Here is a 16,436-nt window from a genome sequence, read left to right as displayed (position 1 = left end):
TAGTCGGGCTCGACCACGCCCCAGGGTTGCGCGCAAAGACAAATGATGCGGCCAAGGTCCCGGACCAGGTCGGTGTGAGCAGCGCCGGAGACCGGCGGCCCCACCTCGCCGCGCCGACCGCACCCCCGGGGAACTCACGCACGGGGCGAGCGGCCCGAAATGCCATGAAGTAGCCGGCGCACGACACGGCCACGTAAGGGGCCCGTACTCTCCCACAGGCGTGCGAACTGACCAAAAGCCCAGCGGCTCCGCACCCGGGCGGGGGTGCGGAGCCGTTCTCTGTGCCGGGCTCCTTCAAGCGTGGGCTCAGCCGATGGCCTTCTTGTTGACCCAGCCCCCTCCGCTGTTGCTCACGATCTCCGTGCCGGACCCGCTCAGGGTGGTACGGGAGCCGGGGTAGAAGCGGACCGCGCCGTCGGTGCGGACCGTCCAGATGTCCGGGATGTTGTCGCCGTTGGAGTCGGGTGTGCCGAACAGGAAGCGGATGTTGGTGCTGCCCCAGCCCGAAGCCCCGTACTCGTCGTCCACCCCGTTCGCGGAGTTGACGGCCGCCGCGAGGGAGTTGAGGTCCACCCCGCCCCCGGACGCGGCCGGCTTGCCGGTGCGCAGCAGGAGCCGGCTGGAGACGTCCGTGCGGTAGATCAGGTCGGTGATCCCGTCGCCGGTGACGTCCTGGACGGTGACGATGTCGCGCTCGGTCCACGGCGAGCTGGACAGCTGGACGGCCTGCTCGACGCTGGCGCCGTTGTAGCCGGTGAAGGTCCAGATCGCGTCGCCGACGGTGAGGAAGAAGTCGGTCTTCCCGTCCCCTGTGGCGTCCCCGGCCGCCACGATCTGGGTGATCGTGGAGGGGGCGGGCGCGTTCGACGGCAGCAGCACCCGCTGGCGCTTGTCGATGTTGACAGCGCCGTAGCCGTCGCCCGGATAGACCCACAGCGCGTTCTCGCGGACAGCCACGAGATCCTGGAGCCCGTCACCGCCGTAGAAGTCACCGAGGTGGGTGATCAGGGTGTTCTTCCAGTACCCGGAGGGGGCGGCGGCGTAGGCGGGAAGGCCGTCGTCGCCGTTGGGGTCCTTGGCGGGGTTGCCCCGGTAGGCGCCCGACATGGAGTAGTCGAGGTCACCGGTGCCCTTGGCCAGGTCCGTCGTGGACTCGGACGGGTAGAGGCGCAGATTGCCGTTGCCGTCGACCACCATCAGGTCGGGCCGCCGGTCACCGGTGAAGTCCCCCGGCGCGTCGGCCTTGTCCCTCGGGGTCACGTAGAAGAAGTACTTGAGTGGCTGCGACACGTTCCCCGCGTCGTCCACCGCACGTACGTAGAGCACGTTGGGCCCGGCGAGCGGTGGTTTCACGGTCGATACGGGCGTCGTCGTGGTGGTCGCGGCACCGTTGGCGCGGTTGACGGAGAAGGGGTACGACGCCTGGTTGAAGCCGTACTCGAAGCGGACCACGTCGGTCTGCCGGGCCCGGAAGGTGAAGGTGCCCGCGGTGCCGAAGGTGACCGTGGACCACTTCGAGTCCTCGGATTCGTTCGCGAAACCGTTGTCGGCGGCGTCGGCGTCGGGGAACTGCGTGGAAGACGCGAGCGGGGGCGACGGCTTCGAGGTGTCGTACACGAAACGGCACGGGATCTTGCTGTGGGAGTAGGGGGAGGTGGCGCCGAACTTGTCGACGGACTTGGCACGCCACGAGTACGTCGTGCCGTTGACCAGCTTCAGACCGGTGCTGCCCGTCGAGAACGGATCGGTGTGCACACGCGCCGAGCTGTTCTGGCTGCCGACCGACACCTTGCCCTTGCTGCCGAGCAGGTTGCTCGCGCTGCCGCCCGTCGGCCACAGCTCGAAGTTCACGGAGGCGAGGTTGCCGTCCTTGTCGGAGCTGTTGCCCCAGAAGGTCAGCGACGACGCCCCGACGTTGATGTACGGCGATGTGGTGTCACAACTCAGGTCCGGGTCCAGGTCGAGGCTGCTCGGGGTGGCGGGCGGCCGGTTGTACGAGAGGTCGACGTACGGGTCGCTGCCGCCGTTGGCCTGGAACTTCTTCCACGAGTACTGGGAGTTCTCGTCGGAGGCGCGCATGCCGATCGTCATCGTCTTCCAGCCGCCCGCGACGGCCTTCTTGGCGCTGCTCTTGACGTCGAAGACGACGTACTCGTCCGGGCACGAGCTGGACTTCCAGCCGTGCGCGAAGCTGCCTCCGCCGATCTTGTTGCCGCTGTTCATCGACGGGGCGTTCTTCCAGTTCGTCTTCGAACTGATCGTCCCGGTGAGATGGACGGTCATGCTGCGGGCGCTGCACGACCAGGAGTACGTCTCCAGGGCGCGCAGCTTGGCGCTGTGCACCGTGGACCCCTTGAGGTCCGGGTCCCAGTCGATGCTGAAGAAGGACCGCGAGGTGCCCCAGGTGTCCGACTCGAAGCCGACGCGGGCTTCGTCGGTGCCGCCCCGGTTGAAGTTCTTGCCGTTGTAGAAGGTGGCGGTGGGGTGGCGGCTGTATGCGGTCGTCCAGTCGTTGGTGTGCTTCTTGATCGACGGGTCGACGAAGACGGGGTACACGGTGGTCGGGTCGTCGAGGAACACCTGGTCCGGGCTGAACACCCAGGTGCCGGCGTCCAGGTCGACGTCCACGAGCGAGCCGTGCGAATCGGGCTGCGGGCCGTTGACGCCGGACAGCGAGAGCGTGGCGGCGGCACCGGTCTGGGAGGGCAGCGGGCTCGGCTCCGGCGGTACGGGCGGTGAGGTGCCCTCCATCTCGGCGATGACCGACGGATCGGCGGCCTCGTCCGTCGCCTCGGGCAGCGCCTCCGGGGTGGGGTCCTCCTGGTCGGTGTCGGCCATCTCGTCGGTCGGCTCGGGCGACTCGGACGGCTCCTCCTCCGGGGTGCCGGTGACGGCCGACTCGGAGGGGATGACCTCGGACGCGGTCGGTGAGGCGCTGGTGCCGGCCTGGCTGTCGGTGAGGGCCGGGGTGCCGGCGCTGTCCCACATCAGCGGGGTCGGCGCCTCCGCCACGTCGGCGCCGCTGGTGTCGGTGGCCGAGACGATGCCGGTAACCGGGTCGAGCGCGAAGTTCAGGTCGGGGGAGCTGAGGCCGTACGCCAGGCGTGCCACGCGCGGGTCGGCCGCGGCCTGACGGTTCTTGACGACGAGGAGCTGTGCGAACCCGCCGTCGGCCGCCGTCAGCACGAGGTCAGCGCCGGGCAGGATCTCCGGGTACAGGGCGCGCGGCCCGTCGACGATGGGGGTGGGCACCGCGTCCGGCCACGTCAGCACGATGTCGTGGCCGTCCACCGTGAGCGTCACCAGCGGGTTCGCGACGGCAGCGGTGTTGGTGATGGCATGCCTGGTGGTGGCATGCCTGGTGGTGGCAATGCCGCCGAGCACGGAGACCTGGCGCTGAGCGGAGCGGTCGGCGCGCTCGGCGCCCCGCTCGCCCGGACCGGCGCCGGAGTCCGAAGAGTGCTTGGCCTCCTTGCCTCCCGACGGCTTGCCCGCACCGTCCGAGAAGACCATGCCCACGTTGGTCGCCTTGGGCGCCCAGCCACCTTCCACCCGGCGCAGGTCCGTATCGATGGCCTTCCAGACCCCGTCCACCTCGGCCCGGATCGGGCTCGCGTGGATCCGGCGCTGGAGCATTCCGTCGGGGCGTGCCCAGGTCGTCGCGTACGCGGTCCGCAGCGCGGTCGCCTCGACGGCCCTGCCGGTCTTCTTGGCGCGGGCGGCGGCGTCGGTCTCCGCCAGTGGCGCCGCCGGGCGGGCGGCCGGGCGGCGCGGCTGAGCCTCCTGGTCGGGGCCGTTGAGCGCCACGACCGTGAGGCCGGACGCAGCGATGACGGCGGCGGCGACGGCCGCGACGGGCCGGCGCGCGGGCGAGCGGCGCCATCGGCGCCATCGGCTCGGCATGAGAGTTCCCTTTCCCCCTGTGAAACAGCTGTGAAAGCTGCGACAACAGCCGACAGATCATGGCTCAGCTACCGGGGGTCGTCACCTGGCGTCATGGCGCGGACGACGCCGGACGGCGTGCGGAGTCCCGCGCCGTCCGGGACACGGAAACGCCCCCGACCTGCGCCTCCAACGGGCGACCAGGCGCTAAACCAGGACACAACGCGACACGTGGAGAAGGAATTTGGGAAGGTTGGGGCGGAACTGGGGTGGCAGGTCCCAAAAGTGCCGCAGATGTTTATGGAGCATGATCGGCGGCATGAGTGATCCTTTGCCGTAACTGGCGACATGGCCGACCGGTTTGAGCCAGTGACGATGATCACATGGTCACGGCTCACCTGGTGTTTCTTCACAAGTGACCCACAGAATCAGGCCGTTCGCTGGCCGCACCCGCGCACTGTCCGGGTGCGGCCTTCTGTCGCCCGGGGGGACCTCGTCCGTGCCTGTTTTCCTGTCCGCTCGCCGTACGCGCCTGCGCTCCGCTGTGGTGCCCGTCGTCGGCGCGGCTCTGCTCGTGGGGCTGCTGCCGTTCACGGCGGTTGCCCAGCCGCCGAATCCCGAGTCGGCCGAAGTAGCCCGCGACGACGTGTCGTTGGAGGAGATCCCGGTCGAGCAACGGATCGCCGGCAGCACGCACAACGCCGGGCTCGACAGCATCGAGGCCGCCCCGCCCGCCGACCAGGAACAGGCACCGGCCGGCACCATCACCCCGCCCACGGGCGGTACCGGTTCGGTCACCTTCGGCGCCGCGGGCGCCCAGCAGGCTGCCGTCCGCACCGCCGCCTCCGCCGCCCTCGAACCCGTCGGCACCCTGCCCGTGAAGCTGGGCCAGGCCGTCGGCGCCGCCCTGCCCACCGGCACCTGGGAGGTCGGCGTCTCCCCGCGCACCGCCCCCGAGGCCGAGGGCATCGACGGCGCGCTCGTCACGGTCACCGCCCCCGCAACCGGCTCGGTGCCCGTTTCGGTGCAGCTCGACTACAAGGCGTACCAGAACCTCTACGGCGCCGACTGGGCCTCCCGGCTCACCTTCGTGCAGTTCCCCGAGTGCTACCGCACGACGCCCGACGTCGAGGAGTGCCGGGCCTACGAAGAGCTGGAGACCCTCAACGACACCAGCGCCAAGACCCTCACCGCGACCGTCGACCCCGCGGCCGACGGCACGGTGACGCCCGCCTCGGCAGCCACAGCCCCGGATTCTTCGGCGTCCCCAGGGGCCCAGGAGCCGCCGGCGTCCGGGACCGTCCAGGCCGCCTACCGCACCGGCGCCCGGCAGGTGGCGGCCGGCGGTGACAGTGCCGTGATCGGCGCGGTCGACTCCGGCGCGGGGGAGAGCGGCTCCTTCAAGGCGACGCCCCTCGAATCCAACGGCAAGTGGTCGGCAGGCGGCTCGTCCGGCGCCTTCACCTGGTCGTATCCCGTCGAGGTCCCGCCCACGCCCGCGGGCCCCGCGCCGGAGATCTCCTTCGACTACAACTCACAGAGCGTGGACGCGAAGACATCCACCTCGTCGCCGCAGGCGTCGTGGATCGGTGAGGGCTGGGACTACAACCCCGGCTACATCGAGCGCCGGTACCGCACCTGCAAGGACGACCGCGACGAGACAGCGGCGGGCGCGGCCAACAACGCCGCCAAGAAGGCCAAGACCTCCGACCTGTGCTGGGTCTCCTACAACGCTGTGATGTCGCTCGGCGGCGCCACGACGGAACTCGTCCGCATCGGTGAAACCGACCGCTACCGCCCGCAGAACGACGACGGCACCCGCGTCGAGCTCAAGACCGGTGCCACCAACGGCGACAACAACGGCGAGTACTGGGTCGTCACCAAGCGGGACGGCACCGTCTACACCTACGGCCTGAGCAAGATCGGCGGCGGCCACGAGGACACCCACTCCGTCTTCACCGTCCCCGTCTTCGGTAACCACCCGGGTGAACCCTGTCACGCGACCGCCTTCGCCGACTCACGCTGCCAGGGCGACACCGCCAAGCAGCAGGCATGGCACTGGGGCCTGGACAAGGTCGCCGACGTCAACGGCAACGTCATGGTCGTCAACTGGCACCAGTCGACGAACTACTACGCCGTCAACAAGAAGTTCAAGACGCCCGAGAAGTACATACGCGGCGGTCTGCCCGACTCCATCGAATACGGGCTGCGCGAGGGTGCCCTCGGCGCCACCCCGGCCGCGAAGATCGACTTCCTGCTCTGGCAGCGCTGCCTCCAGGACTCCACAGTCTGTGAATCGGCGAAGTTCGACGACACCAAGAACCCCGCCTCATACCGCCCCTGGTGGGACAGTCCCGGCAACCTCAACTGCAAGAGCGACTCCAAGCAGTGCCCCGCCTTCCCCTCCTTCTGGAACCGGCTGCGCCTCGGCGGCATCACCACCTACGCGCAGCGCCCCGGCGTTGCGGGCCTGTCCAAGGTCGACACCTATCTGCTCAACCACTCCTTCCCGCGCGACTGGTACGACACCTCGCCCGGCCTGTGGCTCAACTCCATCCAGCACTACGGCTTCCGCCCCGGTGACACCAGCGGCACCCTGCTCACCAAGTCCGGCGTCAGCTTCCAGCCCTACGTCGTCGGCACCGGCTCCGCGCACCCCCTCACCACCTATCTCAAGGACAAGCAACTCCCCAACCTGGTGCCGCGCAACTCCTCCGACCCGCGCCCCGGCTTCACCCGGCCGCGCATCGGCGCCGTCGCCACCGAACACGGCGCCGACATCGAGATCACGTACAAGGGCGGCTGCCGTGTGCAGCCAAGCGTGGCGCCCGAGGACAACCACGGCACCTGCTTCCCCGTCCACTGGTCGCCCGACGCCGAGGCCGAGAAGCCCGCGTTGGCCTGGTTCAACAAGTACGTCGTCCACACCGTGACCGAGACCGACCGGATCACCGGCGTCTCAGCCCGTATGTCGACGCGGTACGACTACTCGGGCGCCGCCTGGGGCAAGAGCGACGACGAGTTCAGCAAGCCCGCCCTGCGCACCTACAGCGAGTGGCGCGGCTACCAGCAGGTGGCCATGTCGAAGGGCAACAAGATCTCGCCCGCCCCCGGCCGCCCCCAGACCCAGTCCTACGCGGTCACCCGCTACTTCCGCGGCACCGGCGGTCCGGTCAAGGACTCCACCGGCAACGTGACCCTGGTCGCCGACGACATCGCCCCCTATGCGGGCATGACCGCCGAGACCATCACGTACACCGGGACCGGCGGCAAGGTCACCAGCCGGGTCCTGAACCGGCCCTGGGCCAAGCAGACCGCCTCCCGTGAACGCGGCGGCGGGCTCGCGCCACTGATCGCGTACCGCAGCGGTTTCCAGCGCAGCGACACCCTGCAGACGCTCGGAAGCAGTTGGCAGGGCGTGCGCACCACCACCGTCGTCGACGACACCTACGGACTGCCGCAGCAGATCGAATCCGCCGTGGTCAAGCCCAACGGCACCGGCGGCGAGACCCTCAGCGACCAGTCCTGCGCCAAGACGCTCTACGTGGTCAACGAGGACGCCAACCTCGTCGGCCTGCCCAAGGAGATCCGCTCCACCTCCACCTCCTGCGCCGACCACGCCACCGCCGACCCGGCGACGCAGGTGATGAGCGCGGTCCGCACCAGCTACGACGGCGGAGCCTGGGGAGCGGCGCCCACCAAGGGCCTCGCCACCACCACGGCGACGCTCAACGACGACGGCACCGCTTACTCGATCGTGTCCACCAGCACCTTCGACCCGCTGGGCCGGGTGCGGAAGATCACCGACCCGCTCAAGGGCGTCTCGGAGACCCAGTACACCCCCGCCGACACCGGCGGCCCCGTCACCGCGATCAAGAAGATCAACCAGAAGGGGCACGCTTCCACCACCGCCCTCGACCCCGGCCGCGGCCTCGCCCTGTCGGTGACCGACGTCAACGGGCACGTCTCACGCATGGAGTACGACGCGTTCGGCCGTCTGGTGAAGGGCTGGTCGGCCGACGCCGCGACGCCCGACGTCCTCATCGACTACCAGATGGCGACGGCGACCCCAAGCGTCACCCGGCCCACCGCCGTCACCGTCCGCTCGCTCAAGGACAACGGCAACTACAGCCGCCAGGTGACCGTCTACGACGGCCTGATGCGCCCCGTGCAGACCCAGGACGAGGCCCACGGCCCCGGCCGTATCGTCCAGGACACGCGCTACGACGACCACGGACTCGTCTCCGAGCAGACCGGTGCCTACCTCGCCAAGGGCGAGCCGGAGAGCGGCCAGTTCAAGCGCGTCAGCGACACCATGGTGCCCAACCTGGTGCGCAACACTTACGACGGTCTCGGCCGCCCCGTGCGCAAGACCACGGTGCACAGCGGCAGCTCCGTCTACTCCGGCACCGTCGAGTACGGCGACAACTGGACCATCTCCCGCCCGGCAGGCGGCGCCGCCCCCGCCGTACGCGCCTACTCCGACGCACGCGGCCGGATCACCCGCGTCGACCACTCCACCAACCGCACCCAGGACGAGTGGCGCACGACCAGCTACTCCTTCGACGCCCGTGGCAACCGCACCCAGATCAAGGACCATGCGGACAACCTCTGGACGTACACCTACAACGCCCGCGGTCTGCTGGCCTCCGCCACCGACCCCGACATCGGCAGCGCCTCGTTCACTTACGACGCGCTCGGGCGGCAGGCCAGCGCCACCGACTCGCGCCGGCGCACCACGTACACCGAGTACGACGCGATCGGCCGGGTCCTGAAGGTCCGTCAGGGCTCGGCGACCGCCGACCCGGTCAAGTCCTTCACGTACGACCTGCCGGGTGCGCTGGGCAAGGCCGCGAGTTCCACCCGGCACGAGAGCGGCGCTGACTGGATCGACCGGATCACCGCCTACGACGACAAGTACCGTCCGACCACCCGCGAGATCGTCGTTCCGTCCCAGGCCGGGCCCAAGCTCGCCGGCACCTACACCTACCGCTACGCCTACACCGAGGGCGGCAAGCAGCTCTCCGTCAGCGTGCCCGCGATCGGCGGCCTGGCCGCCGAGAAGGTCATCACCCGCTACAACGAGGACGGTCTCGCCGAGTCCACCTCCGGCCTGAGCTGGTACACCTCGGACGTCACCTACTCCGCGTACGGCGAACCCCTGCGGACCGTCAGCGGACCCCAGCCCTACCGGGTCTGGACCACCAACTTCATCGACCAGGAGACCGGACGCCTCCAGCGGACCGTCTGGGACCGCGAGACCGCGTCCTCGCACCGTATCTCCGACTCCTATTTCTCCTGGGACCGCGCGGGCAACCTCACCTCGGCGGCCCGCAAGCAGACCGACGGCACCACGTCCACCTGGGACAACCAGTGCTTCACCTACGACTACCTCGGTGAGCTGGTCCACGCCTGGACCTCCGGCCTCGCCGTGACCGCCGCCACCGGCTGCAAGTCCGCCTCCGGCACCGCCTGGGGCTACCGCAGTGACGGCCAGAGCAGCGCGGGACCGACCGCCGAGGCGCCCAACGCCGCCGCGCCCGACACCGCGATGCAGGCGTCCCTCGACGCCGCGGCACCCGCCACCGGGTCGGTCGCCACCGCCGCCGGCTCCTACTACCAGTCGTTCACCTTCGACGCCGTCGGCAACAGGGCGTCCCTCACCGAGCACGACCCGGCCAACGCGGCCCTGGACGTCCGCACCACCTACAGCTACGGCAAGACCGTGGCGGGCGACGGCACAAGCGCCCCCACCCTGACCCAGCCCCACCTGCTCACCAAGGTCGACCGGCCCACCGGCACCGACCCCACCTACGTCAACGACGCCACCGGCAACACCACCGAGCGTCACCTCGCCGGCGGCGACCAGACCCTGGACTGGAACGCCGAGAACAAGGTCGCCTCGGTCACCGGCACGGGCGACGGCGCCGGGCCGATCACCGGCCTCGGCGGGAAGTGCGTCGACCTCCAGAGCAACGTCCTGACCGACGGCACGCCGCTCCAGCTCAACAGCTGCAACAGCACCACCGCACAGGCGTGGCAGACCACCGGCGACATCCTGCGCATCCGCGGCAAGTGCGCCACCGTCAACGGCGCCCTCGTCCAGCTCGCCGTCTGCAACGGCAGCACAGCGCAGAAGTTCACCCTGCGCACCTCCGACAAGGCGTTCGTGCACGCCGCGACCGGCAAGTGCCTGGCCGTGCCCGGCGGCTCCGACACCAACGGCACCGACCTCCAGGTCCTCACGTGTGCCACCGGCGCCGCCCAGCAGTGGGCGCTCGCCGACCGCACCACGTACGTCTACGACGCGGGCGGCAACCGCATCCTGCAGAAGTCCGCGGCCGGCACCACCCTGTTCCTGGGCGAGACCGAGGTCACCACGGACCCCGCGGGCAACCTGATCAAGGCCAGCCGGATCTACCAGCACCCCGGGGCCCCCTCCGTCGTCCGCGTCAGCAAGTACGGCGGCTCAGGCCACGTCCTGAGCGTGCTGCTCAACGACACCGTCGGCACGGCCACCACCTCTGTGGAGCAGAGCACCGGCCAGCCCGTCACCCGCCGCTCCTTCAAGCCGTACGGCGAGGTGCGAGGCACCCGGCCCGAGAGCTGGCCCAACGCCCGCAGCTATCTCGGCACCGGCATCGACGACACCTACTCCGGGCTCACCCACATCGGCGCCCGCGAGTACGACCAGTCCAGCGGACGCTTCCTCTCCGCCGACCCCGTGGTCGACTTCGCCGACCCGCTCCAGATCAACGGATACGCGTACGCCAACAACAACCCAATCACCAAGAGCGACCCCGACGGGCTCCAGCCCATCGAGTGCTGGGAAGGCATCGCAGTCTGCAGCGGCGGACGCATCGTCAGCGCCAAGAACGACAAGGTGAAGCCGGCCAAGGCACACACGGTGGGGAAGGTCGTCAAGAACAACAAGACCTACCGCGTCTTCTATGACGACCGGGGCGTGCCCCACCAGGAAGGCGATCCGGGGAAGATCCAGTCGGAGCGCGTCGCCATCACGTACATGAACGACGACCTGCGCTCCTCGCTGCAGCTCTACGACCCGAAGACGGGCAACGGCAGCGAGTACATCTGGCAGGACGACCAGGGGGTCATCCCCAAGAAGGGTCTGGTCCACGACGCGAACGGCAACCACCGGGCGGCCGGCACGACCGCCGACTTCATCAAGGTCACCTGGAAGAACGGCAAGGTTGTCGACGTGGAGACCTGGGACGCCAACGAATCCACCCGGGGCGCCGACGCGAAGACCACGAGTGACATCGAGAAGACCATCAACAACAAGCTCGACCCCGAGGGGAAGAAACAGAGCCAGAAGGTCGTCTTCGTCGCCAACAGCATGGAGCAGGCCCAGGCCGTCGCGGACAAGTTCGTCGGCAACGCCAACGTGCGAGTGATCTTCGCGGGTGACGGGAAGCCGGGGTCCACGATGTTCGACACCCACGCGTCGGGCGGATTCCGGGGCGGAGACGCCCCAGGAACCGGCAAGACCGGCGGCCGCGGCAGCGACAAGGCAGGCGGCGGCAAGCGCGGCGGCGGCCTCGGCGGCAAAATGATGAACGGTGCCGGCATCCTCGGCGACCTGGCCTTCATCTGGGAGGGCTGGAAGACACTGGAACGCGGCTGCGACGACGTCGTGGTCTCCTGCGGGCCCCCGCCGACAGCCTGACAGGCGCGGCCTGCCAAGGTGGGCCGCGCACCGCACCATGCACGCTGCGCGGTCGTGCACTGCACGACCGCGCACCGCACAACCGCACCACGCACAACCGCACCCCGCACGACCGCACCACACGAGGAGACACCATGGGCAAACAGCGCATCACTGTCTGTCTGCCGCCTGCCGGCCCCGACCTGCTGAAGCAGGCGATCGGGCAAGCCATGGCGCCCTTCTGGTACGACCGTGAGGACCGCCCCCACCCGGACTGGGTGGGGGAGTGGAGCTACTGGTTCGTCTCAGGGGCGGGCTGTCTCTTCGACGTGCTGCCCGGCCACGAGGACGACCCCCGGCTCGTGCGGTATGACGACTGGACCGAACCTCCCGAGGACCTGCCGCCCTCCCGCTGCCACGGCGGCCCGCGCGGCATCCTCGACCTCGACACGCCCCGCGCCGCCGAGGCCCGCCGGGCAGCCGGTACCTGGACGGCGTACCACGCCTTCGCCGACCGCTATCCGCCCGCGCTGCCCTTCCACCACTTCGCCGAGCGGGCAAGGACCCTGGAACCCGAACACGCCGGAGAGGCGGCCGTCGCCGCCTTCCGTGAACAGCCCCTGATCCAGGCCATCGAGGCAGACCCCGTCCTGGAGGAGCGGTTCACCTCCGACCCCGCCCTCCACTTCGACGAGGACCTGGAAACCTACGTGGACCGCCACGTGACCACCGTGCTGCCCACTCCCGCTCTGCTCACCCTCGACGGACGGTGGGTGGAGGGCGGCGGCCCCGAATACGCGCGGATGTTCAACGCCTACCTGGACAGCCTGCCCGCCGACGTGATGGTCGTGCGGGTGCTCTACCACTCGTGAGCAGCGAAACCCGTACGCATGGCGGGAATCGCTCCCCGGTGATCGGGACCAGTCGGCCACGCGGACAGGGCCTCGGGGAAATCTGACCGGCGCAATCGTGCGGCCGTGGGCGTGGCGGCCTCGGCCGCACCTGGTCGCGAGACGTTCTCCCATGGTGGCGGCCTCCGCGCCCCTGCGCACCGTCACACACCGTTCCGCTGCACCAGGCGCCGGACCAACGCACTCGCTCGACCTCATGGGCGCATCAGGCTCCCGTCGACACCGGCCTCTCGAAGAACGTCTCCAGGGCCACTGTGGCCTGCGTGCCGCTGACACCCTCGATGTCGTACAACCGCCTTAGTACGTCCTGCAGTTGTTCGGTTGTCCCAGTCCTGACCTTCACCAGGACCGATGCGCTGCCCGCGATGATGTGGGCCTCCTGCAACTCGGGAATTGCGGCGAAGTCCTCGGCGGAGTCACCCATCCAGGCGGACGAGTCGACCATGACGAAGGCCAGGACCCCGCCGCCGACTGTGGCGGGGTCCACCTCGACCGTCGTACGGCGGATCACCCCCGATTCGCGGAGCTTGCGGACGCGCTCATGGGCCGCGCCCGCGGAGAGTCCGACCGCTTTGCCCAGGGCGGCGTACGCCTGTGTGGCGTCCTCCTGCAGCAGTTTGAGCAGCTTCCGGTCCACATCGTCCACGATGCTCTCCTCCAAACCAGTTCCACATAAAGACGTGCTCGACCATACGGCATCCTGCAATACTCATCATCAGTAGGATGATGTTCAGCAGTTGGCACGCGGAACGACTGAAGGAGAACGGACATGGCCACCGGCCGCCCCGCGCTGTACGAAGTGCTCGACGACAGGTTCCGCACGGAGAAGTGCGCCGCGGGTGATCTGCAACTCGAGACGCTCCACGTGGGCTCCCGCTGGGCGGAGGGGCCGCTGTACATACCGGCCTGGCGCCAGCTGATCTGGAGCGACATCCCGAACGACCGGATGCTGCGCTGGGACGAGACCACCGGCACGGTCAGCCTCTTCCGCTCGCCCGCCGGGCACCCCAACGGCAACACCCTGGACCGCGAGGGCCGTCTGATCACGTGTGAGCAGGGCAATCGCCGGGTCACCCGGACCGAGCACGACGGTTCGGTCACCGTGCTCGCTGACCGCTACCTGGGCAAGCGGCTCAACAGCCCGAATGACGCGGCCGTCAAGTCCGACGGCTCGATCTGGTTCTCCGACCCGGACTTCGGGCTCACCAGCGACTACGAGGGCGTGCGCGGCGAGCCCGAGATCGGCGCCACCAACGTCTACCGGATCGACCCGGACACCGCCGAGGTCCGGATTGTGGCCGATGGATTCAGCGGGCCGAACGGCCTGGTCTTCTCGGCCGACGAGCGTGAGCTGTACGTGTCCGACAGCCGGGCCAACCGCATCCGGGTCTTCGACGTGCACGAAGACGGCACCCTCTCGGCGGGCAGGATCTTCGCCGAAGGGACCAAGGAGGGCCGCTTCGACAACATCCGCTTCGACGACCGGGGCCACCTCTGGGCTGCGGCCATGGACGACGGTGTGCACTGCTACGCCCCGGACGGGACCCTGCTCGGCCGCATCCTGGTGCCCAACAAGGTCTCCAACATCCGCTTTGGCGGCCTGAGAAGGAACCGCCTCTTCATTACGGCGAACGACACGCTCTATTCGCTGGTCATGGGGGTCAAGGCCGCGCCGATGATGGCCTGAGCCCCCGCCGCTTCCCCGACGGCCACCGCACGGAGCAGCTGATCGAAGGCCCCCTTGCGGGAACGCGTCGGGGGCCGAGCGGTTGTCGGCCGGCTACACGCTGGAGAACTTCCGGGCCTGGACGGCCCGTTCTCGGGTCAACCCGGGTGTGGGGACGCTGGATTTGGTTGAGGCTGACGCTGAGGGAGACATCTCCCCGCCTCGCCGACACGGAGGATGCTCAGTCGAGACAGAACTCGTTGCCCTCGACGTCCTGCATCACGATGCAGGACTCGTTCTCTTCATCGGCGACAAGCGTTCGCACATGTACTGCGCCGAGCGCGACCAGTCGTGCGCATTCGGCCTCAAGCGTGGCCAGGCGCTCTTCCCCCACGAGTCCGGTGCCGGCCCGTACGTCGAGATGCAATCGATTCTTGGCGGCCTTCCCTTCAGGAACGCGCTGGAAGTACATGCGCGGGCCCGCACCTGAAGGGTCCTTGCAGACAGCCCATGAACCCTGCTGCTCAGGGGGCTGCGCACGGTTGAAATCGTCCCAAGTGGCGAATCCCTCCGGTGGCGGAGGTATGACGTACCCCAACACCTCGCACCAAAAACGAGCCACACGCTCAGGCTCTGCGCAGTCGAAGGTGACTTGGAACTGCTTGATCGTCGACATTGGCGCACCGTACCAGGGCGACTCTGTTGCTCATTTCCCAGGAGATCCGCATGGCTGCTGAGGCGGGGCGGACCTGACAGGGCGCGTATCGGGTCGTGACCCATGAGCGGGCTCTCCCCTCACGCTGGCCTTCGATCCGGTGGATCGTCTCGCGTGGGAACTGTGCAACGTATCGGTGTGGAGCGGGAGTTCACCGAGCCGTCCCTGCTGATCGGCGAGTCGGCCCGTACTCGGTGCGGCTGTGGCAGCAGTTCGGCGCCTGGGCGACCGTCCGCATCCGTTTCCGGCAGTGGCGCGACGCCGGTGTTTTCGAGTCCCTGCTGAAGTGGCTGATAGCAGGGGTCGCGAACCGGAGCGCGGGGGTGGCCCGCTGCCGCCCGGGGAGTGGGGATGGTGCGCCACCAGCGTGGTGTCGGCTCGCGGACTCAGGCGAGGGCGGTGACCAACAGGGCGAAGGCGGCGATGATGACGGCGACGCGGACATAGTGGAAGCGGTCCCAGCGGTTCATCTGCTCCTTCCAGTCCTCGGGCCGGTCCTCGGGGGTCCACGTCTTGCCCCGGTTGTTGATCGGGACGAGCAGCAGGAGCGACATGATCACGCTGAGGATCAGCAGCGCGCCGGCGATGACGACGAGGCCGACGCCGTCGTGGTGCCATCCGGCGATGGCCCAGACCGCGACGAGGACGAGCGAGCCGATGTACCAGACCGGCATGGCGGCGCCGAGCATCCGGCCGCCATGGCTTCGGCCGCGTTGGTTGCTGTCGTCGGGGAGGGCGTTGAGGATCGGGTTGATGACGAAGGCGACGGAGAACTCCACCCCCACCATGAGGCCGACGATCACGGTGGTGACTATCTCAAGTGCATTGAGCATGACTGCCGCTCCTGGAATCTAGTGTTGCTAGATGATGGGGCAACGCTAGCGCTTATGTCGCTCGCTTGTCTAGCGATGCTAGAATCGAGTCATGTCGGTACAGGAACGCAAGGAGCGCGAACGGGCGGTCCGCGAGCGCCTCATCGTGGCGACGGCCCGCGAACTCGCCGAGCAGCAGGGCTGGGACGCGGTCACCACCCGCCAGCTAGCTGAGCGCATCGAGTACAGCCAGCCCGTCCTCTACAGCCACTTCCGCGGTAAGCGCGAGATCATCGGCGCCGTCGCCCTGGAGGGCGCCGCCGAGATGGCCGCGGCGCTGCGAGCCACGGCCTCCGCCGCGGACGGCCCGCGCGCCCGGGTCACCGCCCTCGCCCGCGCCTACCTCGACTTCGCCGAGCGCAACCCGGCTGTCTACGACGCCATGTTCCAGCTCGACGGCGGCCTGGCGTTCGCGGACGAGGAGACCCCGGAGCCTCTGAAGGACGCCTTCGCCGCCCTGCTGGAAACTCTCGGTGAGGTCGCCGGGGAGGGCGTCCACCCGGGACTGTTCACCGAGGTGTTCTGGGCGGCCCTGCACGGGCTGGCGACCCTGACCAGGGCGGGGCGGCTACCCGCAGGGGACGCCGAGTGGAGAGCGGAGCTGGTGGTGGACCGGCTCGCCATGTTCTGACGCATGTTCTGACGCGTCGTACGGCCGGGCAGCAGGGGTCTTCGGGCCCGGCTGGCCCGGCCGCGGCATCGCTTCCAGTGACTCGCGCGCCCG

The 16,436-nt window shown here is 69.1% G+C and carries 8 protein-coding genes; 4 read left to right on the top strand and 4 right to left on the bottom strand.

Annotated features, from left to right (window positions below):
- Positions 1 to 306: 306 nt before the first annotated feature.
- On the bottom strand, positions 307 to 3,903 hold the full coding sequence (locus tag AC07FA_RS31425; protein WP_479079728.1) for a DNRLRE domain-containing protein: 3,597 nt from the start codon (positions 3,901 to 3,903) through the stop codon (positions 307 to 309).
- Positions 3,904 to 4,381: 478 nt separating this feature from the next.
- On the opposite strand from AC07FA_RS31425, the gene AC07FA_RS31420 reads away from it, so the two are divergent.
- Complete coding sequence (locus AC07FA_RS31420) at positions 4,382 to 11,569, top strand: ricin-type beta-trefoil lectin domain protein (RefSeq protein WP_479079727.1); 7,188 nt, start codon at positions 4,382 to 4,384, stop codon at positions 11,567 to 11,569.
- 134 nt (positions 11,570 to 11,703) lie between these two features.
- Entirely contained in the window at positions 11,704 to 12,420 is a 717-nt protein-coding gene (locus tag AC07FA_RS31415; protein ID WP_479079726.1) for a hypothetical protein, read from the top strand.
- A 244-nt stretch (positions 12,421 to 12,664) separates the two neighbouring features.
- Here the strand turns inward: AC07FA_RS31415 and AC07FA_RS31410 are convergent, their stop codons facing one another.
- On the bottom strand, positions 12,665 to 13,105 hold the full coding sequence (locus tag AC07FA_RS31410; RefSeq protein ID WP_479079725.1) for an Lrp/AsnC family transcriptional regulator: 441 nt from the start codon (positions 13,103 to 13,105) through the stop codon (positions 12,665 to 12,667).
- 123 nt (positions 13,106 to 13,228) lie between these two features.
- Here AC07FA_RS31410 and AC07FA_RS31405 point away from each other — a divergent pair, with 123 nt between their 5' ends.
- On the top strand, positions 13,229 to 14,146 hold the full coding sequence (locus AC07FA_RS31405) for an SMP-30/gluconolactonase/LRE family protein (protein WP_479079724.1): 918 nt from the start codon (positions 13,229 to 13,231) through the stop codon (positions 14,144 to 14,146).
- A gap of 220 nt (positions 14,147 to 14,366) precedes the next feature.
- On the opposite strand, the gene AC07FA_RS31400 is transcribed toward AC07FA_RS31405, so the two are convergent.
- Positions 14,367 to 14,801 (bottom strand): VOC family protein, encoded by a 435-nt coding sequence (locus AC07FA_RS31400; protein WP_479079723.1) that lies wholly within the window; start codon positions 14,799 to 14,801, stop codon positions 14,367 to 14,369.
- Positions 14,802 to 15,226: 425 nt separating this feature from the next.
- Positions 15,227 to 15,673 carry an anthrone oxygenase family protein gene (locus AC07FA_RS31395; RefSeq protein WP_479079722.1) on the bottom strand — a complete coding sequence of 149 codons (447 nt, stop codon included), beginning with the start codon at positions 15,671 to 15,673 and terminating at the stop codon, positions 15,227 to 15,229.
- 91 nt (positions 15,674 to 15,764) lie between these two features.
- On the opposite strand from AC07FA_RS31395, the gene AC07FA_RS31390 reads away from it, so the two are divergent.
- Positions 15,765 to 16,343: a TetR/AcrR family transcriptional regulator gene (locus tag AC07FA_RS31390; RefSeq protein WP_479079721.1), complete on the top strand. Its 579-nt coding sequence runs from the start codon at positions 15,765 to 15,767 to the stop codon at positions 16,341 to 16,343.
- Positions 16,344 to 16,436 lie beyond the last annotated feature (93 nt).

It is taken from the genome of Streptomyces sp. NPDC045968, assembly GCF_056430475.1.
The sequence above is the reverse complement of the archived record's forward strand: the minus strand, read 5'-3'. Positions and strand labels throughout refer to the sequence as shown.